Consider the following 25,609-nt stretch of genomic DNA (forward strand, 5'->3'; position numbering starts at 1 on the left):
GTCGCTTATAAGATCATACTCCGTTATACGTTGTTTACGCTTTGAGGAATCCACGATGAGTGAGGCTGAAGCCCGCCCGAGTAATTTTATTCGTCAGATCATCGATGAAGATCTGGCCAGTGGTAAGCACACCACTATCCATACCCGTTTTCCGCCGGAGCCAAATGGCTATCTGCACATTGGCCACGCGAAATCCATTTGTCTGAACTTTGGCATTGCGCAAGATTACCAGGGCCAGTGCAACCTGCGTTTTGATGATACGAACCCGGTTAAAGAAGATATCGAGTACGTTGAGTCGATTAAAAACGACGTTGAATGGTTAGGTTTCCACTGGACTGGCGACATTCGCTACTCTTCGGATTACTTCGATCAGCTTCACGCCTATGCAGTAGAGCTTATTAATAAAGGCCTGGCGTACGTTGACGAACTGTCAGCGGACGAAATCCGCGAATACCGCGGCACGCTGACTCAGCCTGGCAAAAATAGCCCGTACCGCGATCGTAGCGTCGAAGAGAACCTGGCGCTGTTCGAAAAAATGCGTACCGGTGGCTTTGAAGAAGGTAAAGCCTGCCTGCGCGCGAAAATCGATATGGCGTCGCCGTTTATCGTGATGCGCGATCCGGTGCTGTACCGCATTAAGTTCGCCGAACACCACCAGACCGGCAACAAGTGGTGCATCTACCCGATGTACGATTTTACCCACTGCATCAGCGATGCGCTGGAAGGCATTACGCATTCCCTGTGTACGCTGGAGTTCCAGGATAACCGTCGTCTGTACGACTGGGTGCTGGACAACATCACCATTCCGGTTCATCCGCGTCAGTACGAATTCTCGCGCCTGAATCTGGAATATACCGTGATGTCCAAGCGCAAGCTGAACCTGCTGGTGACCGACAAGCACGTTGAAGGCTGGGACGATCCGCGTATGCCGACGATTTCTGGCCTGCGTCGTCGCGGTTATACCGCTGCCGCGATCCGTGAGTTCTGCAAACGCATTGGCGTGACCAAGCAAGACAACACCATTGAGATCGCTTCTCTGGAATCCTGTATCCGCGAAGATCTGAACGAAAACGCCCCGCGCGCGATGGCGGTTATCGATCCGGTTAAACTGGTTATCGAAAACTATCCGCAGGGCGAAAGCGAATTGGTCACCATGCCTAACCATCCGAACAAACCGGAAATGGGCAGCCGCGAAGTGCCATTTAGCGGTGAAATTTGGATCGATCGCGCAGACTTCCGTGAAGAAGCGAACAAGCAGTACAAGCGTCTGGTGATGGGCAAAGAAGTACGTCTGCGTAATGCTTATGTGATCAAGGCCGAACGTGTTGAGAAAGATGCGGAAGGGAATATCACCACCATTTTCTGCACCTACGATGCCGACACCCTGAGCAAAGACCCGGCCGATGGTCGTAAAGTCAAAGGCGTTATTCACTGGGTGAGCGCGTCCCATGCGCTGCCGATTGAAATCCGCTTGTACGATCGTCTGTTTAGCGTGCCAAATCCAGGCGCGGCGGAAGACTTCCTGTCCGTTATTAACCCGGAATCGCTGGTCATTAAGCAGGGTTACGGTGAGCCGTCGCTGAAGGCAGCGGTTGCAGGTAAAGCGTTCCAGTTTGAGCGTGAAGGTTACTTCTGCCTGGACAGTCGTTATGCAACGGCTGACAAGCTGGTGTTTAACCGTACCGTTGGTCTACGTGACACGTGGGCTAAAGCGGGCGAATAAGCCGCAACACATCCTCTCTAAACGCCGCTTCATGCGGCGTTTTTTTTCGCAAAAAAACCGTGTTCCAGGCTCCGTTTGCGGAGCGAATTAATTACATGTCCGTAATAATGGACTGGGCGAATGTTTTTACGTTTAAATAACTTACCTCAATATGAAATGGGCTGAAACCGATTTCATCTCCATGGAAAACAAGCGATTTTTTCATTTTTTCAACGCTTTTTTATCTTCCAATGAAAATGTAACAGAAAGCAATCAAATATGTGCGGTTGCTCATACTATTACATACTCGTTACAGAAAGAGATTGATAATTCGCGTCGCGAAAAATAGTCTATTCATTGTAGTCACTGAGGTTTTCTTAGCGCTACTTTTTTATTTTTTGTTTTTTCGCTGTCCGCTTTTGTCGGCAGCATTTTATACGTCAAAGAGGATTAACATATGCGTACGTTTAGTGGCAAACGTAGTACGCTGGCGCTGGCTATCGCCGGTATCACAGCAATGTCGGGTTTTGTTGTCGCTCCGCAGGTACACGCCGAAGGATTTATTGATGACTCAACCTTAACCGGCGGCATCTATTACTGGCAGCGTGAGCGTGACCGTAAAGATGTGACCGATCATGACAAATATAAAACCAACCTTTCTCACTCCACCTGGAACGCTAACCTCGACTTCCAGTCCGGTTACGCGGCCGATATGTTTGGTATTGATATCGCAGCATTTACCGCTATTGAAATGAACGAAAGTAGCGAAAGCGGCCATCCAAACGAAATCGCATTCTCTTCTAAAAATAAAGGCTATGACGAGGATTACTCCGGCGATAAGAGCGGGATTAGCCTTTATAAAGCAGCAGCCAAATTTAAATACGGCCCAACCTGGGCGCGCGCCGGTTACATTCAACCAACCGGGCAGACTCTGCTGGCACCGCACTGGAGTTTTATGCCAGGTACCTATCAGGGTGCTGAAGCCGGTGCCAACTTCGATTACGGTGATGCTGGCGCACTGAGCTTCTCCTATATGTGGGCTAACGAATATAAAGCACCGTGGCACACCGAAGTCGATAAATTCTATCAGGCTGATAAAAAGACCAGCGTTGATTACCTGCACTCAATTGGCGCGAAATATGACTTCAAAAATAACCTGTTGCTGGAAGCGGCATTTGGTCAGTCTGAAGGTTACGTCGATCAGTACTTCGCAAAAGCCAGCTACAAATTCGATTTAGGCGGTAACCCATTTACCACCAGCTACCAGTTCTACGGTGCACGCGACAAGGTTGATGATCGTACCGTGAACGATATTTATGATGGCACTGCCTGGTTGCAGGCGTTGACCTTTGGCTACAAAGTGGCAGAAGTCGTTGACCTTCGTCTGGAAGGGACCTGGGTTAAAGCGGACGGCCAGCAGGGTTACTTCCTGCAGCGTATGACCCCAACCTACGCCTCTTCAAACGGTCGTCTGGATGTCTGGTGGGATAACCGTTCTGACTTCAACGCCAACGGTGAAAAGGCAGTCTTCTTCGGCGCAATGTATGACCTGAAGAACTGGAATCTGCCGGGCTGGGCGGTAGGCGCGTCCTACGTTTACGCATGGGATGCTAAGCCATCAACCTGGCAGCTCAACCCGGATGCGTACTACGACAAAAACCGGACTATCGAAGAATCTTCTTACAGCCTGGATGCGGTCTACACCCTGCAGGAAGGTCGTGCGAAGGGCACCATGTTTAAGCTGCACTTCACTCAGTACGACAACCATTCAGACATTCCGAGCTGGGGCGGTGGCTACGGCAACATGTTCCAGGATGAGCGCGACGTGAAGTTCATCGTTATTGCTCCGTTCACCATCTTCTAATGCCAACAGCGGCAGGCCGGGTGCCTGCCGCCTCGTTGAGGAAAGTGCTATGAAAAAACTGATACTCATCGCCGTTATGGCATCAGGGCTGGTGGCGTGTGCGCAATCTCCTGCGCCGAAAGAGGACAGCCGTCTGAAAGAAGCCTACAGCGCGTGTATTAATACCGCGCAGGGATCGCCGGAGAAAATTGAAGCCTGCCAAAGCGTGTTGAATGTGCTGAAGAAAGAAAAACAGCACCAACAGTTTGCCAATGAAGAAAGCGTACGCGTGCTGGATTATCAGCAGTGTATCCAGGCCACGCGCACGGGTAACGGTCAGTCCGTCAATGCTGATTGTGACAAGGTCTGGCAGGAAATACGCAGTAAGAATACTGCGCAGTAAATCGAAAAATGAAAATACAACGGGCGGAGAATTCTCCGCCCGTTTGCATGTCAGAGTTTCTGTTCGGCCGGTTGATAATGACGACTCAGGCGGACAAACAACATTGCCGTGGCGGCGAGTCCGCAAAGTGCCGCGCACATCAGCCACCATCCCGGCGAGCTTTTATCTCCGGTTAGCTGGACCAGCGCCGTGGATATGACGGGTGTCAGACCGCCAAAAATCGCCGTAGCCAGACTGAAGGCCAGTGAAAAACCCACCGTACGGACATAGACAGGCATTACCTCGGTGAGTGCCGCGACCATTGCCCCATTGTACATACCAAAAAAGAACGAGAACCAAAGCAGGACCAGCGTCATGCGCATAAAATCTGGCGCGGCGGTGAGCCAGTGCATGACCGGCCAGGTGGTGAGCAGTGCGAGTACGGTAATCCCCATCAACACCGGGCGGCGACCAATTCGGTCAGAAATCGCTCCGCCAATCGGCAGCCAGATAAAGTTAGAAATACCGACCAGCATGGTGACGATCAGGCTGTCGCGAGCGCTCAGATGGAGTACAGCCCTGCCATAGGTCGGGGTATAGACGGTAATAAAGTAAAACGTCGTTGTGGTCATCGCCACCAGCAGTGTACCCGCTGAGATCAGACGCCAGTTTTTGATGATAGTGGTGAAAATTTCCCTGGTGTCGGGACGGTGTGTACGTTGTAAAAATGCGTCCGTTTCCTGAAGCGAGCGGCGCAGGACGAAGATCAACGGAATAATCATACAACCAATAAAGAACGGAATGCGCCAGCCCCATTCAGAGATTTCATCGTGCCCCAGCGTGGCATTCAGGCCGTAGCCAATCAGCGCTGCCACCACAATGGCAACCTGTTGGCTGGCGGACTGCCAGCTGGTGTAGAAACCTTTATTGCCAGGCGTGGCGATTTCAGAAAGATAAACCGAAACGCCGCCCAACTCTACGCCCGCAGAGAAGCCCTGCAATAATCGACCGACTAATACCAGCACAGGAGCCAGCAGGCCAATACTTTGATAACCGGGTACCAGGGCAATCAGCAGGGTACCGCATCCCATAATGGCCAGCGTCACCATCAGCCCTTTCCTGCGACCAATTCTGTCGATATAAGCACCCAGCACGATTGCGCCAACGGGCCGCATTAAAAAACCCGAACCGAAAACCGCAAAGGTCAACATGAGCCCGGCAAACTCACTCTCCGCGGGGAAGAAAGTCTTTGCGATATAGGTGGCGTAAAACCCGAACAGAAAAAAGTCGAACTGTTCGAGAAAATTACCGCTGGTTACCCGCAGTATTGCGCCGAAAGTTCCGGTGCGCGATGGTTGTTGTGTCATTGGGTTTGCTCCACTGTCTTATCATAATATTTATAGAGGTAAGAGTGTGCGGGTTAGTCGCCTGTGACCCCCGCCTGTTTGCCGCGCCGTTTCTCAATCGCCCACTTGAGTAAGGCTGCGCAGCGGTAAAATCCGTGGGCAAATTTTCCGTAAGGAATGGTCAGAAAAAGCGCCATGACCATGCCGAGATGAATGGCCAGTAAAATAGCCATCCATGAGGTATCTCTTCCCGCCAGCAGCGCCAGACCGGTCAGACTGGTCAGCAGCAGCAGCAAAATAAAACCGCGATCCATCGGTTTTTGCCGGGCGTCGCCGTGTAGCGGTGAGCGCCTGAGATTAAGCCATAGCAAGCCAGCCGGACCGACAACCAGGCCAATGCCACCCAACGTGCCCAGCATGACCGGAACGCTGAAGAACGGGTAGGGTGCTTCTATGCCTGCAAAGTAGTGATAGCCCGTTGCCACCACGGTGGCGGCAAAGCAGAGCATAAAACCATAGAAGGTAAAGTGGTGGAAACGGCGACGCATCAGGGTGAAAGCATCATCCGCTTCGTTACAACCTTTGCCATGGCCTCCATCGAGATACTTCAGCGTCAGCGCATTGTGCGAGGCTTCAGCAATCTCGGCGGAACGCGGCATGCCCGGAGAAATCTCGCGCCAGAAGCGGATCACGCCTGCCATCAGCAAACCGATCGCCAGAACAAAGACCGAACCAAACATCCAGGCCAGCAGGTTATGCGGGAAAATTTGATAGAAATCCCCGGCCAGCGGAGGATGGAATAGTGAACCTTTCAAACCTATAGCGAGGAGTAAAAACAGGATCAGACCGAATACCAGCGCCAGCGTCACGGTTACGCCTGCGCGACGATATAGCGCTCCAAAAGCGGCGGGCTGCGCGTAATGCTGATAGGTTTCGAGCCGGACTTCCGCCATCGCCTTCGGCACGTTGATGGCAAATTCATGAGGCGGGGCATACTGACACGCGTGCAGGCAAGCGCCGCAGTTATGGCACAAGTTTGCCAGATAATTGATATCCGCTTTACCGAATTCCAGACGTTGCGTCATGGCCGGGAATACGGCGCAAAAGCCTTCACAATAGCGACAGGCATTGCACACCTGCATCACACGTTCAACTTCAGCTTCCGGTTCGGTGATAATTTGCGCTTTGATGATCAGTTTCTCAAGCTGCTTCATGACGTGTCTCCTTACGTGCGGCCAGCGCGGCTTCTTTTCCGGCAATGCGGCCAAAGGTCGTGCCGATCGACATCCCCACGCCTGCGGTGTAACCCTTGCCCAGCACGTTGCCCGCCATCATCTCTCCGGCGACGAACAGGTTACGGCTTGGAAGCCCTGCAAAATGCACAGCGGCGCGTTCGTTCACTTTTAACCCAAGATAAGTGAAGGTGATTCCTGGCCGCAGGGCGTAGCCGTAGTAAGGCGGTTGATCCAGCGGTCGCGCCCAATGCGTTTTCGCGGGTAGCAAATCTTTAGTGGCGCAGTTATCCAGAACGGTATGGTCGAACTGACCTGGCTGGCAGGCGTTGTTGTACTCTGTCACGGTGTGGGTAAAGCGTTCGGCATCCAGTCCTAACTGAAAGGCCAGTTCAGCCAGCGTATTGGCCTGCGTGCCAGGAAAGACCGGAGGCATGAAGTGTCCGATAGCTTTACTGTCGATGATGGAGTAGCCAATCTGTCCTGGCTGTTGAGCGACCAGACGTCCCCAGATGGCGTAGCGTTTGGGCCAGAAATCTTCACCTTCATCATAAAAACGCTCAGCATCCCGGTTCACCACAATACCGAGCGAAACGCAGTCCACGCGGGTGCAAATCCCGCCATCATATAATGGTGCTCTGGCATCAATAGCAACACAGTGTGACTGGGAGGGATCGCCGATAATGTCTGCGCCAGCATCCATCATAAATTTGAGCAGTACGCCCTGATTAAAACTCGTGCCGCGAATCAGGAAGTTATCCGCAGGCCACTCGCCGCGGGCATTTTCCCCCCAGGCTTCGCGCAACCACTCCCGGTTAGATTCGAATCCGCCAGCGGCAAGCACGCAGGATTTCGCTGTGATGCGCTCTTCGCCTGCCAACGCCGCCACGAACTCACCATTACGCAGTTCAAGCGTCTGAACGGGGGTGTTATAGCGAATTTGAACGCCCAGCTTTTCTGCGCTGCGGTAATAGGCATTCACCAGGGCCTTTCCACCGCCCATAAAAAAGGCGTTGGTTCGCGCCACGTGCAAAGCGCCGGAGAGAGGAGGTTGAAAGTTAACGCCGTGCTGACGCATCCAGTCACGGCATTGTGAAGAGGTACGGATCACCAGACGCGCCAGCGCTTCGTTGGTATTCCCTTCCGTGACGCGCCACAGATCCTGCCAGAATTCTTCTTCAGGATAGCTTTCCACCAGCACATCCTGCGGCGCGTCATGCATACAACGTAAATTACGTGTGTGTTGGGAGTTTCCTCCGCGCCATTCACGGGGAGCCGCTTCGAGCAGGAGTACCGAAGCTCCTTGCTCGCGGGCAGACAAGGCAGCGCATAACGCGGCATTGCCACCGCCAATTACCAGAACATCAACCATCGTATACTCCATTACCATTTAACTAATTGTTAAATTTGTAATTGAAATGTATACGCACGGCTTGTGCGGGCGCTATGACGTGGTGCTAAACGGTACTTTAGTTATTGTAAAGGATGGCGCCAGGCCAGCTTCCTGCTTCCACCAGTTGATGCATCACTTTCGTCAGCACCACGCGGGCCGCGAGGCCTGCCGGGGTGAGTTCATCGTCTGAGAGACTCACCAGAAAGTTGGGGCGGCTAAGTATTGGATTGTGGACGCCGATCACTCTTAGCGTCTCTTTATCGAGATGGGAAATTGCCGCGCCGGGCTGGAGAGTGGCACCAATGCCACTGCGCACGGCGCGCATGAGTAGCGCCAGACCATCAATTTCCGTGGCGATCTCAATGTTCAGCGCGTGTTCCTGACAAATCGCTTCCAGCCTGCCGCGCAGACCGTGGCCCGGGCTTGGCATTATCAATGGGATACTTGCCAGCTGGGCTGGAGCAATATTGTCTTCGGCAATATCAGCCAGTAAAGCATGAGTCCCAATCAAAAACAGCCGCTCTTCGAGAATTGGTATGGCGCTCCAGCGCAGGATCTTTTCTTTCTGAAATACGACAGCCAGATCAATCTGGCGGGTATTAATCATCCGCTCCAGATTGCCAGAGAGGCTTTCCACCACATGCAGACGGACATCACTGTAGCTTTCCCGCATGGCGTTGATAAACGGCATTCCGAGAACGGAAGCAGTACTGGGAGCCATGCCGACGCTGACGTGCCCGGAAAGCCGGGACTCGCGTGCGGCGAGGATCGCGTCGTCTGCGTGACGAAGCACCAGCTGCGCCTGGGAGTAAAAAGCCATCCCGGCGCTGGTGGGCGTCACGCCTCGCGAGGTGCGCTGCAGCAGGCGAATAGCGAGTTCGTTTTCCAGACGCGACATTTGCTGGCTGAGTGCCGAAACCCCGATATTGAGATCGAGCGCCGCGCTACCCAAGCTGCCGGTTTCTACAATGCGCACAAAATAGCGTAGCTGGCGAAGTTCCATTTCGACTCTCCGGAAGGGGCAATTGATTTTTACATTAAAGCAACACAGGAGCGGAGGGAAGGGGAAAAGGGCAGGTAATGCCCATAAAAAAAGCCAACCGGAAGGTTGGCTTTTCAAAAAGCATTACATTATTTGCCGTCGTGCGCATGCTCATCTTCGCGGCAATCGCCTTCAGCGCAGTGGCCGTAGAGATAGAGACTATGGTTGGTTAAACGAATACCATGTTTAGCCGCAATCTCACGCTGGCGCGCTTCGATGGAATCATCGCTGAACTCGACCACTTTGCCGCAGTCGAGGCAAATGAGGTGATCGTGATGATGCTGTTGAGTCAGTTCGAAGACGGATTTACCACCTTCAAAATTATGGCGGGTCACGATACCGGCATCATCAAACTGGTTCAGCACACGATACACGGTCGCCAGACCAATCTCTTCACCCATATCGATCAGGCGTTTGTATAAATCTTCCGCACTGACGTGATGGTTATCCGGTTCCTGAAGAACTTCCAGAATTTTTAAACGAGGAAGCGTTACTTTCAGGCCAGCCTTCTTTAATGCGGTATTGTTGTCAGTCATGCGGAATCTGTCCTGTAGCTAAACGATTCACTTCATTAACAGAAGTGACAGAAATTGCACTTGAGATAATGCGTATCATTATAGAACTGCCATGGCTAAATGAAAACTGCAAGTCTCTGGCATATATTGTTAATCAAAACGTGGTATCGCCGACAAACACACTGTGCAACACCCGATTGGCATCCAGCCATTGTACAGGGTCAGACGAAAAAGTTACAAATTTGTAGCAATTATTTTGATTGGTTTTATCTATTGATGCGGCGCAGATGGAAATCTACGCCGCACGAAATCAGGCATTAATGATTTCGTCGAGGTGCAGCTCTTCAGAGATCTGCTTAACCCATTTTTCTACGCGTTCTGCTGTCAGTTCTGGCTGGCGATCTTCATCGATAGCCAGACCGACAAAGTGGTCGTCGTCAGCCAGGCCTTTAGACGCTTCAAAGTGATAACCCGCCGTCGGCCAGTGACCAACGATAGTTGCGCCGCGCGGTTCGATGATGTCGCGAATGGTCCCTAACGCATCGCAGAAATATTCTGCGTAATCTTCCTGGTCGCCGCAGCCGAATAATGCAACCAGTTTTCCATTAAAATCAATGTCTTCGAGGGTAGGGAAGAAGTCGTCCCAGTCACACTGAGCTTCACCGTAGTACCAGGTTGGGATGCCGAGCAGCAGAATGTCATAACCTTCGAGGTCTTCTTTGCTGCTTTTTGCAATGTCATGAACATCGGCAACGTCTTTACCAAGCTGTTTTTGAATCATTTTTGCGATGTTTTCGGTATTACCGGTGTCGCTGCCGAAAAAGATGCCAGTGATTGCCATGAGTAAAATAACCTCTTGAAACTTATTGAAATGGTGGTGGCGCATTGCCCACGGATAAGGGCAATCATAGCAGAACAGTCAGGCATGCGGAAACAGCAAACACGCAGGACTGCACTCTGTGCTACACGATTTATGATTTAGAGCAGAAATTCAGACTATGCCTGACCGCGCAATGTGCTGAGTTGGGTCATCAGCATCTCTTCGATGAGTTCACTGCGACTCATGTTGCGCGCCTCAGCCAGCTCGTTCAGAGCGTCAACGGCATCAGCGTTCAGTTTCAGTTCGACACGCTTAAGCCCGCGAACTTTGTCACGCTTAAGCTGATTACGTTTATTAATACGTAACTGTTCATCACGCGAGAGCGGATTAGTTTTGGGTCGTCCCGGGCGACGCTCCTGCGCGAACAGATCTAATGTCGTACGGTCCGTTTGTTCTTTGGCCATGATCTTGGTGACTTCGGGGAAACAATCAGCCAGGCGTCTGCCCGGATGGATAGCGCGCCATAATACATCAGCAGGGGTGACACGCCAACGCCCACGCGCGTAATCGCGCGCAGACGCTGAGTTTTTAATCAGTTAGCCTGTTCGTTCAGATAACGACGGATGGCGCGCAGTACCGCCTCCGGTTTTTCCGCATGCACCCAATGACCGGCTCCTGCAATAACATGCGCCCGAGCCTGTGGGAATTGTGTCAGCAGTTGTTCGCGATACGCTTCGGTAACATACGGTGAGTTGCCGCCAGGGATAAACAGCGCCGGGTGCTCCCACGCAGGAATGGTTTCCCAACCGACGATATGAGGATACTGATCCCACAGCACGGGAACGTTAAAACGCCATTCGCCGTCTACGAAAGATTTCAGCAGAAACTGGATTACGCCTTCCTCATGCAGATGCTGACGCATGACGTTGGCCGCCTGCTGACGCGAAGTGGCCTGGGCATCGGTTACGGCATTAATAGCGGTAAAGATCGCATCGTGACGGCGAACATGATAGTCGACCGGCGCAATATCAATGGCCACCAGTCGATCGATACGATCAGGAGCCAGCGCGGTTAACGCCATGACGGCTTTCCCCCCCATCGAGTGACCAATAAAGGTCGCCTTTTCTATTTGCTGAGCGTCCAGCGTATCCAGCAAATCTTGCGCCATGGCCGGATAATTCATCTCAGGGGAACGAGGGGAGAGGCCATGATTTCGCATATCGACCTGGATGATATCGTGATCGACCACCAGATCGCGTGCCAGGATCCCCAGGTTATCCAGACTGCCAAACAGGCCGTGAACCAGGACGATGGGAGAATTATTGTGCAGGTTTTGCGCAGATTGCGCTCGGATATTCAATTTCATGGCAAAGTTCTTTTTTTCACACTCACGGGTTAGGGTATCATGTTGACCATTCTGCCACATGGCTGCAACAACTACGGTTACTCTGAGTTTTGCTGGCCACCAGGCTTGACGCTATCCGCTGTTGGGATTTGCCTTTACACTACGTGTGTTTACCCCGACAACTTGTATTCAGCTAAACACTGCACTGGATTAAGATGAAAACGATTGAAGTTGATGATGAACTCTATAGCTATATTGCCAGCCACACCAAGCATATTGGCGAGAGCGCATCCGACATTTTACGGCGTATGTTGAAATTTTCCGCCGCATCACAGCCTGTCACTCCGGTAGTCAAAGAAGTCCGCGCTGTGCAACCTGTCGTGGAAGCTAAGCCGGTTAACCCCGTAAAAGATAAAGTGCGCGCGATGCGTGAACTGCTGCTGTCCGACGAATACGCGGAACAGAAGAAAGCAGTAAATCGCTTTATGCTGGTGCTGTCTACACTCTATTCACTGGATCAAAACGCGTTCGCCGAAGCAACGGAATCGTTGCATGGCCGTACGCGCGTTTATTTTGCAGCGGATGAACAGACGCTGCTGAAAAATGGTAATCAAACCAAACCGAAACACGTGCCAGGCACGCCGTACTGGGTGATCACCAACACCAATACCGGCCGTAAATGCAGCATGGTTGAACACATCATGCAGTCAATGCAATTCCCTGCGGAATTGATTGAAAAGGTTTGCGGAACAATTTAATCCTTGCATTAGAAGGACCAGGCAATGGCAATCCACAACCGTGCAGGTCAACCTGCGCAACAGAGTGATTTGATTAACGTCGCCCAACTGACGGCACAGTACTATGTACTGAAACCAACAGCAGGGAACGCTGAGCACGCCGTTAAGTTCGGTACGTCCGGACATCGTGGCAGTGCAGGTCGTCATAGTTTTAACGAGCCGCATATTCTGGCTATCGCTCAGGCGATTGCTGAAGAACGTGCGAAAAACGGGATTACTGGCCCGTGCTATGTGGGCAAGGATACCCACGCGCTGTCTGAACCGGCTTTTATCTCTGTACTGGAAGTGCTGGCTGCGAACGGCGTTGACGTCATCGTGCAGGAAAATAACGGCTTTACGCCAACCCCTGCTGTGTCGAATGCTATCCTGGTCCACAACAAAAAAGGCGGCCCGCTGGCTGACGGCATTGTGATCACGCCGTCCCACAACCCGCCGGAAGATGGCGGCATTAAATACAACCCGCCAAACGGTGGTCCGGCAGATACCAACGTCACCAAAGTGGTGGAAGACAGAGCCAACGCGCTGCTGGCTGACGGTCTGCAAGGCGTGAAGCGCATGTCGCTGGACGCTGCGCTGGCATCTGGTCATGTAACAGAGCAGGATCTGGTTCAGCCGTTTGTTGAAGGGCTGGCTGACATCGTCGACATGGCGGCGATCCAAAAAGCGGGTCTGACGCTGGGTGTCGATCCGCTGGGCGGTTCCGGTATCGAATACTGGAAGCGTATTGCTAAGCACTACAACCTGAACCTGACTATCGTTAACGATCACGTTGATCAGACTTTCCGTTTCATGCATCTCGACAAAGATGGCGCAATCCGCATGGACTGCTCCTCCGAGTGCGCGATGGCGGGCCTGCTGGCGCTGCGCGACAAGTTCGATCTGGCCTTTGCCAACGACCCAGACTACGACCGTCACGGTATCGTCACCCCGGCAGGGCTGATGAATCCGAACCACTATCTGGCGGTGGCGATCAACTACCTGTTCCAGCATCGTCCGCAGTGGGGCAAAGACGTTGCCGTTGGTAAGACGCTGGTGTCCTCGGCGATGATTGACCGCGTGGTGAATGATTTAGGGCGTAAACTGGTCGAAGTGCCGGTTGGCTTTAAATGGTTTGTTGACGGTCTGTTCGACGGCAGCTTTGGCTTTGGTGGTGAAGAGAGCGCGGGGGCATCTTTCCTGCGTTTCGACGGTACACCGTGGTCGACCGACAAAGACGGCATCATCATGTGCCTGTTGGCGGCAGAAATTACCGCAGTGACCGGTAAAAATCCGCAGGAGCACTACAACGAACTGGCTGCCCGCTTTGGTGCGCCGAGCTACAACCGCCTGCAGGCAAGTGCGACCTCCGCGCAGAAAGCGGCGCTGTCTAAGCTGTCTCCGGAAATGGTGAGTGCCAGCACGCTGGCGGGCGACCCGATCACCGCACGTCTGACGGCGGCACCGGGCAACGGTGCTTCTATCGGCGGTCTGAAAGTGATGACTGACAACGGCTGGTTTGCCGCTCGTCCGTCCGGCACCGAAGACGCTTATAAAATCTATTGCGAGAGCTTCCTCGGTGAAGAACACCGCAAGCAGATCGAAAAAGAAGCGGTTGAGATCGTCAGCGAAGTGCTGAAAAACGCGTAAACAGTAGACCGGATAAGACGCTAGCGACGCTATCTGGCATGAATTAAAAAGCCGGATAGCTTTGCGCTGATCCGGCTTTTTTTATTCGGCTTAGATTCACGGCATAAACCGATAACCAATCCCGGTTTCGGTCAGAAAATGACGCGGACGCGCCGGGTCCTGTTCCAGCTTCTGGCGCAGGTGTCCCATGTAAATTCGCAGATAGTGACTGTGTTCGACGGCGTTTGGTCCCCAAACCTGATTTAGCAACTGGCGTTGCGTTAGTACCTTTCCGGCATTATTCAGCAGTACCGCTAACAGGCGAAACTCAATCGGCGTCAAATGAATCTCTTCATCGCCACGATGTACGAGCCGGGCGGCGATATCTACTTTTACGTTGGAAAAATGCACCACCGGCTCCGGAGACGCGCCGCTGGCGTGGCGGCGCAATGCCACGCGTAATCGCGCCTGTAGCTCGCCAATACCAAAGGGTTTACTGAGATAGTCATCGGCACCGGCATCCAGGGCAGCGATTTTATCGCTTTCTTCGCTGCGGGCTGAGAGCACAATTACCGGTATCGCGCTCCATTGTCGCAGGTCACGAATAAAATCAATGCCGTCACCGTCCGGCAGACCGAGATCGAGAATGATGAGATCGGGTTTTCGCGTGGCGGCTTCCAGCAGACCACGTTGCAGCGTTTCCGCTTCATATACACGCAGACCATCGGCTTCCAGCGCGGTGCGCAGAAAGCGACGGATAGCCTGTTCATCTTCAACAATCAGTACGTTCGTCACATATCCTCATGAAAATCTTCAAGTTCAGGGGGGATTTCCTGGGGCAGTGTAACACGGAAACATGCTCCTCCCTGTGCGCGATTGTGGACGGAAATCGTACCGCCGTGCACGTCCACAATGGCCTGACAGATTGCCAGCCCCAGCCCAACGCCCGGTACCGATGACTCTTTGTTTCCCCGGGAAAACTTGTCAAAAACTCGCTGCTCCATACCCGATGGAATGCCGGGACCATTATCCCAGACGTCCAGTTGCAGGTGCTCGCCATCGACGCTGGCATCAATACCGATTTGCGCCGCTGGACCTGCGTATTTAACGGCGTTTTCCAGCAGATTAATCAGCACCCGTTCAAAGAGTGGGCCATCGACGTGGATCAGCGTCAACGGTGCTGGTAGCGACAAATTAATAGGAGCAGAGAGTCCTGGCTCCAGCATCTGCAGGGCGCTGCCGACCACCTCTTCCAGTGTTAACCACTCCTTCTTAAGATTAAAGCCGCCAGACTGAATTCGCGCCATATCCAGCAGGTTATTAACCAGTCGGGTCGTATTCAGGACGTGCTGGCGAATCTCACTGGCCTGGCGCGCATGCGGCGATCCTTCGCTGGCCAGATCAAGCGTTAAGATCTCTGCCTGACCGAACAGCACCGTTAGCGGTGTACGTAAATCGTGGGAAAGGGCGGCGAGCAGCGCGTTGCGAATGCTTTCACGCTCGCTGGCAAACCGGGCCTGCTCTTCGCTGGCGGTCAGCGTCAGACGCTCCAGCGCACTGGCGACCAGTAAAGTGAAAGTTTCCAGCAGGCGTTGCTGTTCGGGGATCATCAGCTGGCGTAAATTTCCCGGTTCCACCACCAGCAGCCCATGCGTTTTGTCGGCACTTTTTAAAGGTAAAATTTGATACGGCACACCTGGCAACGTGTCAGTACCTGCGCCAGCCGGTTGCCCTTTATCAAAGCTCCATTGGGCAATGGCATCATCCCACGGCGTCATGCCCTGTTGATGAGTGAGAGGGGCCAGCTTACCGTTCTCACCGGGCAGTAAAACCTGGCTGCGGGCCTGGAACGTTGAGGCAATAAACTGTTCGCTGGTGGCGGCAATATCTTGCTGACTACGCCCAACGGCCAGCGCTTTCGACATCTCATACAAATGGCGCGTACGTTGTTCACGATAACGGGCCACCCGCGCCTGATAACGCACTCCGGCGGTCAGATTACCAATAACCAGCCCTACCGTTAGCATCACGGCGAAGGTGAGCAGGTACTGGACATCGGAAACGGCCAGCGTGCCACGCGGAGCAATAAAGAAGAGATCGAAGCTGGCGACGTTAATAAAAGTTGCCAGCACCGACGGCCAGCGTCCGTAAAAGAGGGCGATAACCACCACGCCCAATAAATAGATCATCACCAGGTTGGCGGCGTCAAAGGCCATCAACCACTGCATGGCAATCAACGTAATGATGGCGCACAGCGCGACGGCAACCACACAACCCTGAATTTGTACCCGCCATTTATCCTTAAAGGTGCGGTTATCCGCAGTTTGTAGCACAGGGCGCGAAGGTGGCTCATCGAGCGCAACAATCATCAGGTCGAGATCCGGTGCGCGATGGGCCAGTTTGTCAGCAAAGGAATCACTGCGCCACCAGCGTCGCGTAGTCGGACGTCCTAGGACAATTTTTCCCAGATTATGCTCACGGGCGTAGCGGATTACCGCCTTGTCTTCAGCGGGATCGGAAAGGGTGGCGGTTTCTGCACCCAGCTCCTGGGCTAACCGCAGAGCGCTTAGGATTGCCCGGCGCTGTTTTTCGGGCAGTCGGTGCAGCGCTGGCGTTTCGACATACACTGCATGCCAGACGCTGCCGAGGCGCGCTGCCAGACGCGCGGCAGCACGCACCAGCTTTTCGCTGCCGGTATTGTGTCCAATGCACAGTAAAATGGCGTCACGGGTATGCCAGACTTTTTCTTCCCCCGGACGCCCTCGCCAGGCACGCATCTGATCGTCAACCCGATCGGCCGTGCGGCGCAGGGCCAGCTCACGTAGCGCGATCAAGTTCCCTTTGCGAAAGAAATGCTCGATGGCTCTTTCCGCCTGACCGGCGATATAGACCTTGCCTTCGTTCAGGCGTTGGCGCAAATCGTCGGGGGGAAGATCGACCAGCACCACATCGTCGGCGGCATCGAAAAAAGGATCGGGGACGGTTTCGCGAACCTGAATGCCGGTGACGCCGCTGACCACATCATTGAGGCTTTCCAGATGCTGCACGTTGACGGTAGTAAAAACGTCAATACCGGCTTCGAGCAGTTCTTCAATATCTTGCCAACGCTTAGGGTGGCGTGAGCCAGGCGCATTACTGTGTGCCAGTTCATCCATCAAAATGAGCGCCGGACGGCGGGCCAGCGCCGCGTCGAGATCGAACTCGCTAATATGACGGCCATGGCGCGCCTGTCTCTTTAGCGGCAGGATGCTGAGACCGTCCAGCAACGCGGCGGTCTCTTTGCGTCCGTGGGTTTCCACCACGCCAATCAGCACATCTAACCCCTGCGCCCGCAGCCGCTGGGCCTCTGCCAGCATGGCCCAGGTTTTACCGACGCCAGCACACGCGCCGAAGAAAATTTTCAGTTTTCCGCGGTGCGGGGCAGCGGTCTGCTCCAGCAGGCGATCGGGGTCGGGGCGTAAGGGTTCGTTATGCATGTCCTTTTTCTCAGTGCTTATCCAGCGCTAAATTAAGTTCCACCAGGTTCACCACCGGCTGGCCGATAAAACTGACCAACGGCTTTTGCGTGTATTGTGCAACCAGGCGCGTGACCTCTTCAATGCTGAGGTTGCGAGCCTGCGCCACGCGGGGGATTTGCCAGGCCACCGCGGCGGGTGTCAGATTGTTATCCAGCCCGCTGGCAGAAGCCGTTACCAGCTCTACCGGAACGACAGGATTTGCCTGCGGGTTAGCTGCACGCAGTGCGGCTATCCGGCTTTGCAGCTGTTTATCCAGTTCCGGGTTGCTGGCTGCCAGATTGCTGCCGCCTGAAGCCATTGGATTATAGGGCATTTCTGCTGTAGCTGACGGACGTCCCTGAAAATAACCGGCCGCGGTAAAATGTTGCCCAATGAGCGCAGAGCCGCGAACGACCTGACCTTCGCGTAGAAGCGAGCCGTTAGCCTGGTGGGGAAACCACCACTGCCCCAACGCGGTGGTCAACAACGGGTAAGCCCCGCCGGTGATAAGCATCAGGAAAATCAATGTTGATAATGCAGGACGTAATCCACTCATCTGAAACCTCACACCAGACCCAGCAGGGTCAGCAGTAAATCAATTGCTTTGATACCGATAAACGGTACAACCAGACCACCCAGACCATAGATCCACAAATTACGGCGCAGCATTGCGGATGCGGATAACGGTTTGTAGCTCACGCCTTTAAGCGCCAGCGGGATCAGAAAGACGATAACCAGCGCATTAAAGATAACCGCGCTGAGGATCGCCGAGTCCGGCGAATGCAGACCCATCACGTTAAGCGCATTGAGCTGCGGGTAGGTGGCGGCAAACGCGGCCGGGATAATGGCGAAATACTTCGCCACGTCGTTGGCGATACTGAAGGTGGTCAGCGAACCACGCGTCATCAGCATCTGTTTACCAATGTGCACCACTTCAATCAGCTTGGTGGGGTTAGAGTCGAGATCCACCATATTGCCTGCTTCCTTCGCGGCCTGGGTCCCGGAGTTCATGGCGACCGCCACGTCGGCTTGCGCCAGCGCCGGGGCGTCATTGGTTCCGTCGCCGGTCATCGCCACCAGACGACCTTCCGCCTGATACTGACGAATCAGCGCCAGCTTGGCTTCCGGCGTGGCTTCAGCTAAGAAGTCATCTACCCCGGCTTCTGCCGCAATCGCGGCAGCGGTCAGGCGGTTATCGCCGGTGATCATCACCGTTTTGATGCCCATTTTGCGTAGTTGGGCAAAACGTTCTTTGATTCCGCCTTTTACGATATCTTTCAGGGCAATCACGCCCAGCACGCGGGAGCCTTCGGCAACCACCAGCGGCGTAGCGCCAAGGCGTGCGACGTTTTCGACCTTCTGCTCCACGTCGGCAGGGAAGTGGCCGCCGTTGGCTTCAACGTGACGACGAATAGCATCGACCGACCCTTTGCGGATCATACGGTTGTCGATGTTGATCCCGCTCATTCGGCTTTGGGCGGTAAACGGTACAAAGGTGGCGTGCAGCGATTGCACGTCGCGAATACGCAGATTAAAGCGCTGTTTAGCCAGAATCACGATGCTGCGGCCTTCTGGGGTTTCATCGGCCAGCGATGAAAGCTGCGCGGCGTCGGCCAGCGTTTTTTCGTCCACGCCCTGGGCGGGCAGGAAATCTGAAGCCTGGCGGTTACCCAGCGTAATGGTGCCGGTTTTGTCCAGCAGCAGTACGTCCACGTCACCCGCAGCTTCTACTGCACGTCCGCTGGTGGCGATGACGTTCGCGCCCAGCATGCGGCTCATCCCGGCGACGCCAATTGCGGAGAGTAGCCCGCCGATGGTGGTGGGGATCAGACACACCAGCAGGGCAACCAGTACCGTGACGCTAACCGCGCTACCACCCCAGGCGGAAAATGGCCACAGCGTGGCGGTCGCCAGCAGAAAAACGATGGTCAGGGCTATCAACAGGATCGTCAGGGCGATTTCATTCGGCGTTTTACGCCGCTGCGCGCCTTCAACCATGGCGATCATCCGGTCGAGGAACGTTTCACCAGGGTTCACGCTACATTTGATCACCAGCCAGTCGGAGAGGATGCGGGTCCCGCCGGTGACGGAGGCGAAATCACCACCGGATTCACGAATGACCGGCGCGGATTCACCGGTAATGGCGCTTTCATCCACCGATGCGCCACCTTCGATGACCTCGCCGTCACACGGGATAATATCGCCCGCTTCTACTAACACGATATCTCCTTTGCGCAAATCCTCCGCCGGAACGTGATCCATGGCGGCACCGTATTTCGGTTCGCGGAGTTTGCGAGCAAAAGCGGTTTTCTTCACTCCTTTCAGACTGTTAGCCTGAGCCTTACTGCGTCCTTCCGCCAGCGCTTCGGCAAAGTTGGCGAACAGAACGGTAATCCACAGCCACAGACTTATCGCGCCGGTAAACCACGGATTGCCTTGCATATGGCCTGTTGCCATTGCCACCGTTAACAGGGTTGTCAGCAGACTGCCCAGCCAGACGATAAACATCACCGGATTGCGCCACTGGGTATGTGGGCTTAATTTTTTCACGGCATCCATCAGCGCCTGTGCGACCAGAGAGGGTTCGAACAGCGCCAGTTGCTTGCGACTCATAGTCATGTGCTCCGCATCACTCAGTGTAATGACAGGTATTCTGCGACCGGGCCAAGCGCCAGGGCAGGAACAAAGGTGAGGGCGCCAACCAGTAACACCGTACCGATTAACAACCCGACAAACAGTGCACCGTGGGTAGGCAGCGTGCCTGGACTTGCTGGCTGGATCTTTTTACTGACCAGCGATCCGGCAATTGCCATCACGGGGATGATCACGCCGAAACGGCCGAAGAACATGCACAGGGCCAGCAGACAGTTCCAGAACGGGCTGTTGGCGCTTAATCCGGCGAAGGCGCTGCCGTTGTTGTTCGCGGCAGACGATACGGCGTACAACACCTCACTAAAGCCATGTGGGCCAGGATTGAGCATGGCGCTGCGTCCGGCGTCGCTCATCATCGCTATCGCCGTACCGAGCAGCACCAGCGCAGGGGTGACCAGAATCGCCAGCGCGGTCATTTTCATTTCACGCACGTCTATTTTCTTACCCAGATATTCCGGCGTGCGACCAATCATCAGGCCCGCGATAAACACCGCCAATAACACGAACAGCAACATGCCGTACAGGCCCGAACCGACACCACCGAAGACCACTTCGCCAATCTGCATTAGCCACATCGGCACCATCCCGCCCAGCGCGGTGAAGGAGTCATGCATCGCATCGACAGCGCCGCAAGATGCCGCTGTCGTCACGACGGAAAAAAGACTCGTAGCCAGCACGCCAAAGCGGCTTTCTTTGCCTTCCATGTTGATATTACTGTCTGCACCGAATGCCATCAGGTGCGGGTTGCCTTGAACTTCGGCCCACATCACCACGGCTACGCAGACTACAAATATCAGCGACATGGCCCACAGCAGGGTCCGCCCCTGGCGACGATCGCCAACCACATCACCAAAGGCAAAACACAGCGCGGTAGGAATTAAGAAAATGGCCAGCATCTGTACCAGATTGGTCAACGCGGTAGGGTTTTCAAACGGATGTGATGAGTTAGCGTTAAAGAACCCGCCCCCGTTAGTGCCAAGCATCTTAATCGCTTCCTGTGAGGCGACGGGCCCCATCGGCAGCAGCTGTTTCACCCCTTCAAGGGTAGTAATGGGCTGATAGGGCAACACGTTTTGCAGCACACCTTGCTGAATGAAGAACAACGCAATGAGCAATGCAATGGGGAGCAGGATCCACAGCGTAATGCGAACCAGATCGACCCAGGCGTTGCCCAGCGTGTTCATACTCTGGCGAGTAAAGGCACGGGCCAGGGCAAAAATCACCGCAATCCCGGTTGCCGCTGACAGGAAGTTCTGCACGGTCAGCCCGACCATCTGGCTGAAGTAGCTTAAGGTGGTTTCGCCAGCATAGGATTGCCAGTTGGTGTTGGTGACAAAACTTACCGCCGTGTTGAGCGCCAAATCCCACGAAAGCCCAGGTAGCTGTTGCGGATTTAGCGGCAGCAGGTTTTGCGCCATCAGCATTGAAAACAGGACCAGCAAACCCAGCACATTGAGCACGAGGATCGCCAACAGATACTGCCGCCAGTTCATCTCCTGCTGCGAGATGCCCAGACCGCGCCAGAGCAGATGTTCCACGCCAGCCAGACCCGGCAGGGACGTATTATTGATCAGCCGAGCCAAGCCAAAACCCAGCGGTCTGGCGATGATAAACAGTACCAGCAAGAAACTGGCAATGAGTAAAAATCCTTGGGCCGCCATCAGAACGCCTCCGCATTAATCAGGGCATACACCAGATAACCTAATAATAAAAAGACCAGCACAATGCCGGTTATCACGCCTGCACTCACGGTGCACCTCCAGTGGCATAAATGTGATAACCAGAGCGTAGATTTTTGCTTGCAAAGATTTCGCAAAAATCAGTGGGAGGGGTGTAAAAAAAGTATAAAAATGGCAAAGACCATTATTTAACTAATGATTAGTATTAATTTAACTTTTATGTAACTTAATTACGGTTTTTAGCTAAACGGAGCATCAATAGATAAAAATAAGTGGTCGGATGAGTAGCAAAATTACACACAAGGCGGTATTATTTTCATCAGTTAACCAAGTTTATTTTTCCGGTGCGATTCACCGAACAGATATATGGGAGAGGATTATGGACTTTTATAAAGAATATCCAGCACACATTGTTTTCTTGCGCCGTACCTTTGCCGTTGTGGCGGGCGTGCTGGCGCTGCCGGTCATGTTGTTCTGGAAAGACCGCGCCCGTTTTTACAGCTATCTGCACCGCGTCTGGTCCAAAACCAGTGATAAACCGGTGTGGATGGAGCAGGCTGAAAAAGCCACCTGCGACTTCTATTAAGTTGTCGTTATTGTTCAAGAAAACCGCCAACAGCAATGTGGCGGTTTTTTTATACGCCGAGGTCTACACTTATCTGAGTAACGGATAAGGAGTGGCGATGAGCACGAGAATTCCTGTTGGTATCCGCACCTGTCTGACCACAGAAGCGAGTGAGGCACCTCAGTTCGACGAAAATACATTAATACGTGTTTACGCTTTGCATGAATTGCACCGCCTGCGTCAGCGAAAATTAACGCGGGGCGTATTAATTGACTATCATACCCGCTACAAACTGGTACTACTGGCGCATTCCCAGCCAGAGTATCGGGAGCTTGGCCCCTTCGTTGCCGCAATCCATGAATGGCAAGATCTCGATGCTTTTTTTACCGAGTATCGCCTACGATTGACCCATCTGTTATTAAATCCTGCTACCCGGCGTAACCATACCAATGTATTGATGCACGTACAGGGCTATTTCCGTAATCAGCTCGATCTGCGTCAACGTCAGGAATTGACCTCGATAATCGATAACTATCGACGCGAGGCGCAGCCGCTACTTGCACCCTTAATGCTCCTCAAACACTATATGGCTGAGCACCCGAACACCTGGTTGTCCGGGCAACGTTATTTTGAACTCTGGCCTGCGATTTGGCGTTTACAGGGCAATGATTAATTTTTATCAGGGAGTGTTATGACCACGCATCTGGTCTGGTTTCGGCGTGATTTACGCCTGCATGACAATCTCGCGCTGGCGGCGGCTTGTCGGGATCGTTCTGCACATGTACTCGCGCTCTATATCTCCACGCCTGAACAGTGGAAGGCGCATGATATGGCCTCACGTCAGGCGGCATTGGTTAACGCGCAGTTGAACGCGTTGCAAACGGCGCTGGCAGAAAAGGGCATCCCGCTTCTGTTTCATGAAGTCGGTGATTTTGCGACCAGTGTGGAAACCGTCAAAAACGTCTGCGTACAGCATGGCGTCAGTCGAATATTTTATAACTATCAATATGAAATAAACGAACGCCAGCGTGATGCTGCCGTTGAAAAGTCAATACCTCAGGTGGTGTGCGAAGGGTTTGACGACAGCGTGATCCTGCCTCCGGGGGCGGTCATGACCGGTAATCACGAGATGTATAAAGTCTTTACGCCGTTTAAAAATGCCTGGCTGAAGCGGATAAAAGACGGGATCCCAGAATGTGTCAGTGCGCCGAAGGTGAGAGAAAGCGGTGCTCTTGACTCTCCATTAACATCCATCACGCTGAGCTACCCGCAGCAGGATTTTGATTCGCAGCAATTTCCGGCAGAAGAAAAATTGGCCATCGCGCAGTTACGCCATTTTTGCCAGCAGGCCGCCGGAGAATATGAACAACTGCGTGACTTTCCGGCGATTGATGGAACCAGTCGATTATCCGCGAGCCTGGCGACAGGAGGACTATCACCGCGCCAGTGCCTGAATCGACTGCTCGTGGAGCAGCCGCAGGCGCTTGAGGATGGGACAGGCAGCGTTTGGTTGAATGAGCTTATCTGGCGCGAATTTTATCGTCATCTGATGACTTACCATCCGGCGCTATGTCGGTATCAACCTTTTATTCGTTGGACCGATCGCGTGCAATGGCAGAATAATCCGACCCATTTCCAGGCCTGGAAAACAGGGAATACAGGCTACCCCATTGTGGATGCGGCCATGCGTCAGCTCAACGCCACGGGCTGGATGCATAATCGTTTACGCATGATTACCGCCAGTTTTTTAGTGAAAGACCTGCTGATCGACTGGCGTAAAGGCGAACAATATTTCATGTCGCAACTGATCGATGGCGACCTGGCGGCCAATAACGGCGGCTGGCAGTGGGCAGCCTCAACCGGAACTGACGCCGCACCGTATTTCCGTATCTTTAACCCCACGACTCAGGGCGAAAAATTTGATCGTGACGGTGAGTTTATCCGCCAGTGGGTGCCGGAACTGCGCGACGTGCCGGGTAAAGCCATTCATGAACCGTGGTCGTGGGCTGAAAAAGCGCAGGTAACACTGAGTTATCCTCGCCCGATTGTGGATCATAAACAGGCAAGGCTGGCGACGCTGGCGGCATATGAGGCGGCACGTAAGGGATAAGCACGCAGCGGATTTCTGCGTAATACCTTCCAGCAGAATGAATATGTTGCAGTGGGGGGCATTTAGCGCTGAAGCGTGTACGCAAGGCTGCTAATGCCTTGATGAAGAGGTTTTCCGCCAGCAGTAAAGTGCCGTCATCTTCATTCAGGTGACGGAATTTGATGACAACACCAACGACATCTACACCGCACGATGCGGTATTTAAAACGTTTTTACATCATCCAGAAACAGCTCGGGACTTCCTCGAAATTCATCTACCCGCAGATCTGCAAACGCTTTGCGATTTAAATACGCTGAAGCTGGAGTCAGAAAGCTTTATTGAAGCGGATTTACGTACCCGCTACTCCGACGTGCTCTGGTCTGTGCATACGCACGATGGTGAAGGTTATGTATACGTGGTTATAGAACACCAGAGTTCAGCCGATCCGCATATGGCTTTTCGTCTGCTGCGTTACGCAATAGCGGCGATGCAGCGTCATTTGGATGCCGGGCACAAAGAACTGCCGATTGTGATACCCATGCTGTTTTATCATGGCTGTCGAAGTCCGTATCCGTACTCACTGTGCTGGCTTGATGCGTTTACCGATCCTGTAACGGCACGGCAACTTTATGCCAGCGCATTTCCATTGGTGGATATCACAGTGGTGCCCGATGACGAAATCATGGCTCACAGGCGAATGGCACTGCTGGAACTAATGCAAAAACATATCCGTCAGCGGGATTTGATGGGGCTGGTAGATCAACTGGCCACGCTGTTACTTACAGGGTGCGCTAATGACACGCAACTACAGGCGATGTTTAATTACATCCTGCAATCCGGCGATGAATCTCGCTTTAATGAATTTATACAAGAGATGGCGCAACGGATCCCCCAACATAAGGAGAAGCTGATGACGATTGCCGAGCGGTTACGCTTAGATGGATTACAGGAAGGGTTGCAGCAAGGCAAACGAGAAGCCGCATTACGTATAGCGCAAACTATGTTGGAGCAGGGAATAGATCGCAATATGGTGCTTCTGGTTACAGGTCTTTCTGAAGAGGAGTTGACTGCCAGCTATGCGTAATTCCTGAAAAAAAGCCCGAA

At 53.4% G+C, this 25,609-nt stretch carries 24 protein-coding genes; 9 read left to right on the forward strand and 15 right to left on the reverse strand.

Annotated elements, in window-relative coordinates; genetic code table 11:
• Nucleotides 1-55: 55 nt before the first annotated feature.
• The 3 genes from glnS to BZK40_RS10640 all read left to right on the forward strand — a co-directional run bounded on the left by glnS (nt 56) and on the right by BZK40_RS10640 (nt 3,948).
• On the forward strand, nt 56-1,723 hold the full coding sequence (gene glnS, locus BZK40_RS10625) for a glutamine--tRNA ligase (protein WP_008784103.1): 1,668 nt from the start codon (nt 56-58) through the stop codon (nt 1,721-1,723).
• Between the two features lie 436 nt (nt 1,724-2,159).
• Nucleotides 2,160-3,566 carry a chitoporin ChiP gene (chiP, locus tag BZK40_RS10635; RefSeq protein WP_008784105.1) on the forward strand — a complete coding sequence of 469 codons (1,407 nt, stop codon included), beginning with the start codon at nt 2,160-2,162 and terminating at the stop codon, nt 3,564-3,566.
• A gap of 49 nt (nt 3,567-3,615) precedes the next feature.
• Nucleotides 3,616-3,948, forward strand: a complete 333-nt coding sequence (locus BZK40_RS10640) for a ChiQ/YbfN family lipoprotein (RefSeq protein WP_008784106.1) — start codon at nt 3,616-3,618, stop codon at nt 3,946-3,948.
• Between the two features lie 50 nt (nt 3,949-3,998).
• On the opposite strand, the gene BZK40_RS10645 is transcribed toward BZK40_RS10640, so the two are convergent.
• The 9 genes from BZK40_RS10645 to ybfF all read right to left on the reverse strand — a co-directional run bounded on the left by BZK40_RS10645 (nt 3,999) and on the right by ybfF (nt 11,641).
• Nucleotides 3,999-5,294 carry an MFS transporter gene (locus tag BZK40_RS10645; protein WP_079934611.1) on the reverse strand — a complete coding sequence of 432 codons (1,296 nt, stop codon included), beginning with the start codon at nt 5,292-5,294 and terminating at the stop codon, nt 3,999-4,001.
• A gap of 53 nt (nt 5,295-5,347) precedes the next feature.
• Nucleotides 5,348-6,487 carry a tricarballylate utilization 4Fe-4S protein TcuB gene (gene tcuB, locus BZK40_RS10650; protein ID WP_079934612.1) on the reverse strand — a complete coding sequence of 380 codons (1,140 nt, stop codon included), beginning with the start codon at nt 6,485-6,487 and terminating at the stop codon, nt 5,348-5,350.
• Entirely contained in the window at nt 6,474-7,877 is a 1,404-nt protein-coding gene (gene tcuA / locus BZK40_RS10655) for an FAD-dependent tricarballylate dehydrogenase TcuA (protein WP_079934613.1), read from the reverse strand. Before tcuA ends, tcuB begins: the two co-directional genes overlap by 14 nt.
• A 97-nt stretch (nt 7,878-7,974) precedes the next feature.
• The gene (tcuR, locus tag BZK40_RS10660; RefSeq protein WP_079934614.1) at nt 7,975-8,901 is read right to left on the reverse strand and encodes a tricarballylate utilization LysR family transcriptional regulator TcuR; all 927 of its coding nucleotides are present in this window, start codon (nt 8,899-8,901) and stop codon (nt 7,975-7,977) included.
• A 128-nt stretch (nt 8,902-9,029) separates the two neighbouring features.
• Nucleotides 9,030-9,476 (reverse strand): ferric iron uptake transcriptional regulator, encoded by a 447-nt coding sequence (gene fur / locus BZK40_RS10665; protein ID WP_003022836.1) that lies wholly within the window; start codon nt 9,474-9,476, stop codon nt 9,030-9,032.
• Nucleotides 9,469-9,555, reverse strand: a complete 87-nt coding sequence (locus tag BZK40_RS24425) for a ryhB-regulated fur leader peptide (RefSeq protein WP_100247215.1) — start codon at nt 9,553-9,555, stop codon at nt 9,469-9,471. The genes fur and BZK40_RS24425 overlap by 8 nt, the downstream gene beginning before the upstream one ends.
• Before the next feature lie 210 nt (nt 9,556-9,765).
• Nucleotides 9,766-10,296, reverse strand: a complete 531-nt coding sequence (gene fldA, locus BZK40_RS10670; protein ID WP_003022839.1) for a flavodoxin FldA — start codon at nt 10,294-10,296, stop codon at nt 9,766-9,768.
• 155 nt (nt 10,297-10,451) lie between these two features.
• Complete coding sequence (gene ybfE, locus BZK40_RS10675; RefSeq protein WP_003831362.1) at nt 10,452-10,739, reverse strand: LexA regulated protein; 288 nt, start codon at nt 10,737-10,739, stop codon at nt 10,452-10,454.
• 128 nt (nt 10,740-10,867) lie between these two features.
• A complete protein-coding gene (gene ybfF, locus BZK40_RS10680; protein WP_079934674.1) occupies nt 10,868-11,641 on the reverse strand; it encodes an esterase in 774 nt (257 codons plus the stop codon).
• A 194-nt stretch (nt 11,642-11,835) separates the two neighbouring features.
• Between ybfF and seqA the strand changes: the two genes are divergently transcribed.
• Nucleotides 11,836-12,378 carry a replication initiation negative regulator SeqA gene (gene seqA, locus BZK40_RS10685; protein ID WP_048214679.1) on the forward strand — a complete coding sequence of 181 codons (543 nt, stop codon included), beginning with the start codon at nt 11,836-11,838 and terminating at the stop codon, nt 12,376-12,378.
• Nucleotides 12,379-12,402: 24 nt separating this feature from the next.
• A complete protein-coding gene (gene pgm / locus BZK40_RS10690; protein WP_008784117.1) occupies nt 12,403-14,043 on the forward strand; it encodes a phosphoglucomutase (alpha-D-glucose-1,6-bisphosphate-dependent) in 1,641 nt (546 codons plus the stop codon).
• A 96-nt stretch (nt 14,044-14,139) separates the two neighbouring features.
• Here pgm and kdpE read toward each other — a convergent pair whose 3' ends face one another.
• The 6 genes from kdpE to kdpF are packed head-to-tail and all read right to left on the reverse strand — an operon-like array spanning nt 14,140 to nt 21,921.
• Nucleotides 14,140-14,817 carry a two-component system response regulator KdpE gene (gene kdpE / locus BZK40_RS10695; protein WP_048226088.1) on the reverse strand — a complete coding sequence of 226 codons (678 nt, stop codon included), beginning with the start codon at nt 14,815-14,817 and terminating at the stop codon, nt 14,140-14,142.
• Nucleotides 14,814-17,498, reverse strand: coding sequence for a two-component system sensor histidine kinase KdpD (gene kdpD / locus BZK40_RS10700; protein WP_032942706.1), 2,685 nt, complete (start codon nt 17,496-17,498; stop codon nt 14,814-14,816). The genes kdpE and kdpD overlap by 4 nt, the downstream gene beginning before the upstream one ends.
• A 10-nt stretch (nt 17,499-17,508) precedes the next feature.
• Nucleotides 17,509-18,075 (reverse strand): potassium-transporting ATPase subunit KdpC, encoded by a 567-nt coding sequence (kdpC, locus tag BZK40_RS10705; RefSeq protein ID WP_048235873.1) that lies wholly within the window; start codon nt 18,073-18,075, stop codon nt 17,509-17,511.
• 8 nt (nt 18,076-18,083) lie between these two features.
• Entirely contained in the window at nt 18,084-20,132 is a 2,049-nt protein-coding gene (gene kdpB, locus BZK40_RS10710; RefSeq protein ID WP_079934615.1) for a potassium-transporting ATPase subunit KdpB, read from the reverse strand.
• Nucleotides 20,133-20,152: 20 nt separating this feature from the next.
• The gene (gene kdpA / locus BZK40_RS10715) at nt 20,153-21,832 is read right to left on the reverse strand and encodes a potassium-transporting ATPase subunit KdpA (protein WP_060682569.1); all 1,680 of its coding nucleotides are present in this window, start codon (nt 21,830-21,832) and stop codon (nt 20,153-20,155) included.
• A complete protein-coding gene (gene kdpF, locus BZK40_RS10720; RefSeq protein WP_001670793.1) occupies nt 21,832-21,921 on the reverse strand; it encodes a K(+)-transporting ATPase subunit F in 90 nt (29 codons plus the stop codon). Before kdpF ends, kdpA begins: the two co-directional genes overlap by 1 nt.
• Nucleotides 21,922-22,229: 308 nt before the next feature.
• Here kdpF and BZK40_RS10725 point away from each other — a divergent pair, with 308 nt between their 5' ends.
• From BZK40_RS10725 to BZK40_RS10740, 4 genes are all read left to right on the forward strand, one after another.
• Complete coding sequence (locus BZK40_RS10725; protein ID WP_003022870.1) at nt 22,230-22,436, forward strand: YbfA family protein; 207 nt, start codon at nt 22,230-22,232, stop codon at nt 22,434-22,436.
• A gap of 97 nt (nt 22,437-22,533) precedes the next feature.
• The gene (locus BZK40_RS10730; RefSeq protein WP_095533127.1) at nt 22,534-23,088 is read left to right on the forward strand and encodes a DUF1722 domain-containing protein; all 555 of its coding nucleotides are present in this window, start codon (nt 22,534-22,536) and stop codon (nt 23,086-23,088) included.
• A gap of 18 nt (nt 23,089-23,106) precedes the next feature.
• The gene (phrB, locus tag BZK40_RS10735; RefSeq protein ID WP_079934616.1) at nt 23,107-24,525 is read left to right on the forward strand and encodes a deoxyribodipyrimidine photo-lyase; all 1,419 of its coding nucleotides are present in this window, start codon (nt 23,107-23,109) and stop codon (nt 24,523-24,525) included.
• 161 nt (nt 24,526-24,686) lie between these two features.
• Nucleotides 24,687-25,589, forward strand: a complete 903-nt coding sequence (locus BZK40_RS10740; RefSeq protein ID WP_048235870.1) for an Rpn family recombination-promoting nuclease/putative transposase — start codon at nt 24,687-24,689, stop codon at nt 25,587-25,589.
• Nucleotides 25,590-25,609: the final 20 nt, after the last annotated feature.

This window comes from Citrobacter portucalensis (assembly GCF_002042885.1).
Taxonomy (GTDB): Bacteria; Pseudomonadota; Gammaproteobacteria; order Enterobacterales; family Enterobacteriaceae; genus Citrobacter; species Citrobacter portucalensis.

Coding starts and splice junctions, on each gene's coding strand:
- glnS (WP_008784103.1), top strand. CDS start 56: ATGAGTGAGGCTGAAGCCCGCCCGAGTAATTTTATTCGTCAGATCATC.
- chiP (WP_008784105.1), top strand. CDS start 2,160: ATGCGTACGTTTAGTGGCAAACGTAGTACGCTGGCGCTGGCTATCGCC.
- BZK40_RS10640 (WP_008784106.1), top strand. CDS start 3,616: ATGAAAAAACTGATACTCATCGCCGTTATGGCATCAGGGCTGGTGGCG.
- BZK40_RS10645 (WP_079934611.1), bottom strand. CDS start 5,294: ATGACACAACAACCATCGCGCACCGGAACTTTCGGCGCAATACTGCGG.
- tcuB (WP_079934612.1), bottom strand. CDS start 6,487: ATGAAGCAGCTTGAGAAACTGATCATCAAAGCGCAAATTATCACCGAA.
- tcuA (WP_079934613.1), bottom strand. CDS start 7,877: ATGGTTGATGTTCTGGTAATTGGCGGTGGCAATGCCGCGTTATGCGCT.
- tcuR (WP_079934614.1), bottom strand. CDS start 8,901: ATGGAACTTCGCCAGCTACGCTATTTTGTGCGCATTGTAGAAACCGGC.
- fur (WP_003022836.1), bottom strand. CDS start 9,476: ATGACTGACAACAATACCGCATTAAAGAAGGCTGGCCTGAAAGTAACG.
- BZK40_RS24425 (WP_100247215.1), bottom strand. CDS start 9,555: ATGATACGCATTATCTCAAGTGCAATTTCTGTCACTTCTGTTAATGAA.
- fldA (WP_003022839.1), bottom strand. CDS start 10,296: ATGGCAATCACTGGCATCTTTTTCGGCAGCGACACCGGTAATACCGAA.
- ybfE (WP_003831362.1), bottom strand. CDS start 10,739: ATGGCCAAAGAACAAACGGACCGTACGACATTAGATCTGTTCGCGCAG.
- ybfF (WP_079934674.1), bottom strand. CDS start 11,641: ATGAAATTGAATATCCGAGCGCAATCTGCGCAAAACCTGCACAATAAT.
- seqA (WP_048214679.1), top strand. CDS start 11,836: ATGAAAACGATTGAAGTTGATGATGAACTCTATAGCTATATTGCCAGC.
- pgm (WP_008784117.1), top strand. CDS start 12,403: ATGGCAATCCACAACCGTGCAGGTCAACCTGCGCAACAGAGTGATTTG.
- kdpD (WP_032942706.1), bottom strand. CDS start 17,498: ATGCATAACGAACCCTTACGCCCCGACCCCGATCGCCTGCTGGAGCAG.
- kdpC (WP_048235873.1), bottom strand. CDS start 18,075: ATGAGTGGATTACGTCCTGCATTATCAACATTGATTTTCCTGATGCTT.
- kdpB (WP_079934615.1), bottom strand. CDS start 20,132: ATGAGTCGCAAGCAACTGGCGCTGTTCGAACCCTCTCTGGTCGCACAG.
- kdpA (WP_060682569.1), bottom strand. CDS start 21,832: ATGGCGGCCCAAGGATTTTTACTCATTGCCAGTTTCTTGCTGGTACTG.
- BZK40_RS10725 (WP_003022870.1), top strand. CDS start 22,230: ATGGACTTTTATAAAGAATATCCAGCACACATTGTTTTCTTGCGCCGT.
- BZK40_RS10730 (WP_095533127.1), top strand. CDS start 22,534: ATGAGCACGAGAATTCCTGTTGGTATCCGCACCTGTCTGACCACAGAA.
- phrB (WP_079934616.1), top strand. CDS start 23,107: ATGACCACGCATCTGGTCTGGTTTCGGCGTGATTTACGCCTGCATGAC.
- BZK40_RS10740 (WP_048235870.1), top strand. CDS start 24,687: ATGACAACACCAACGACATCTACACCGCACGATGCGGTATTTAAAACG.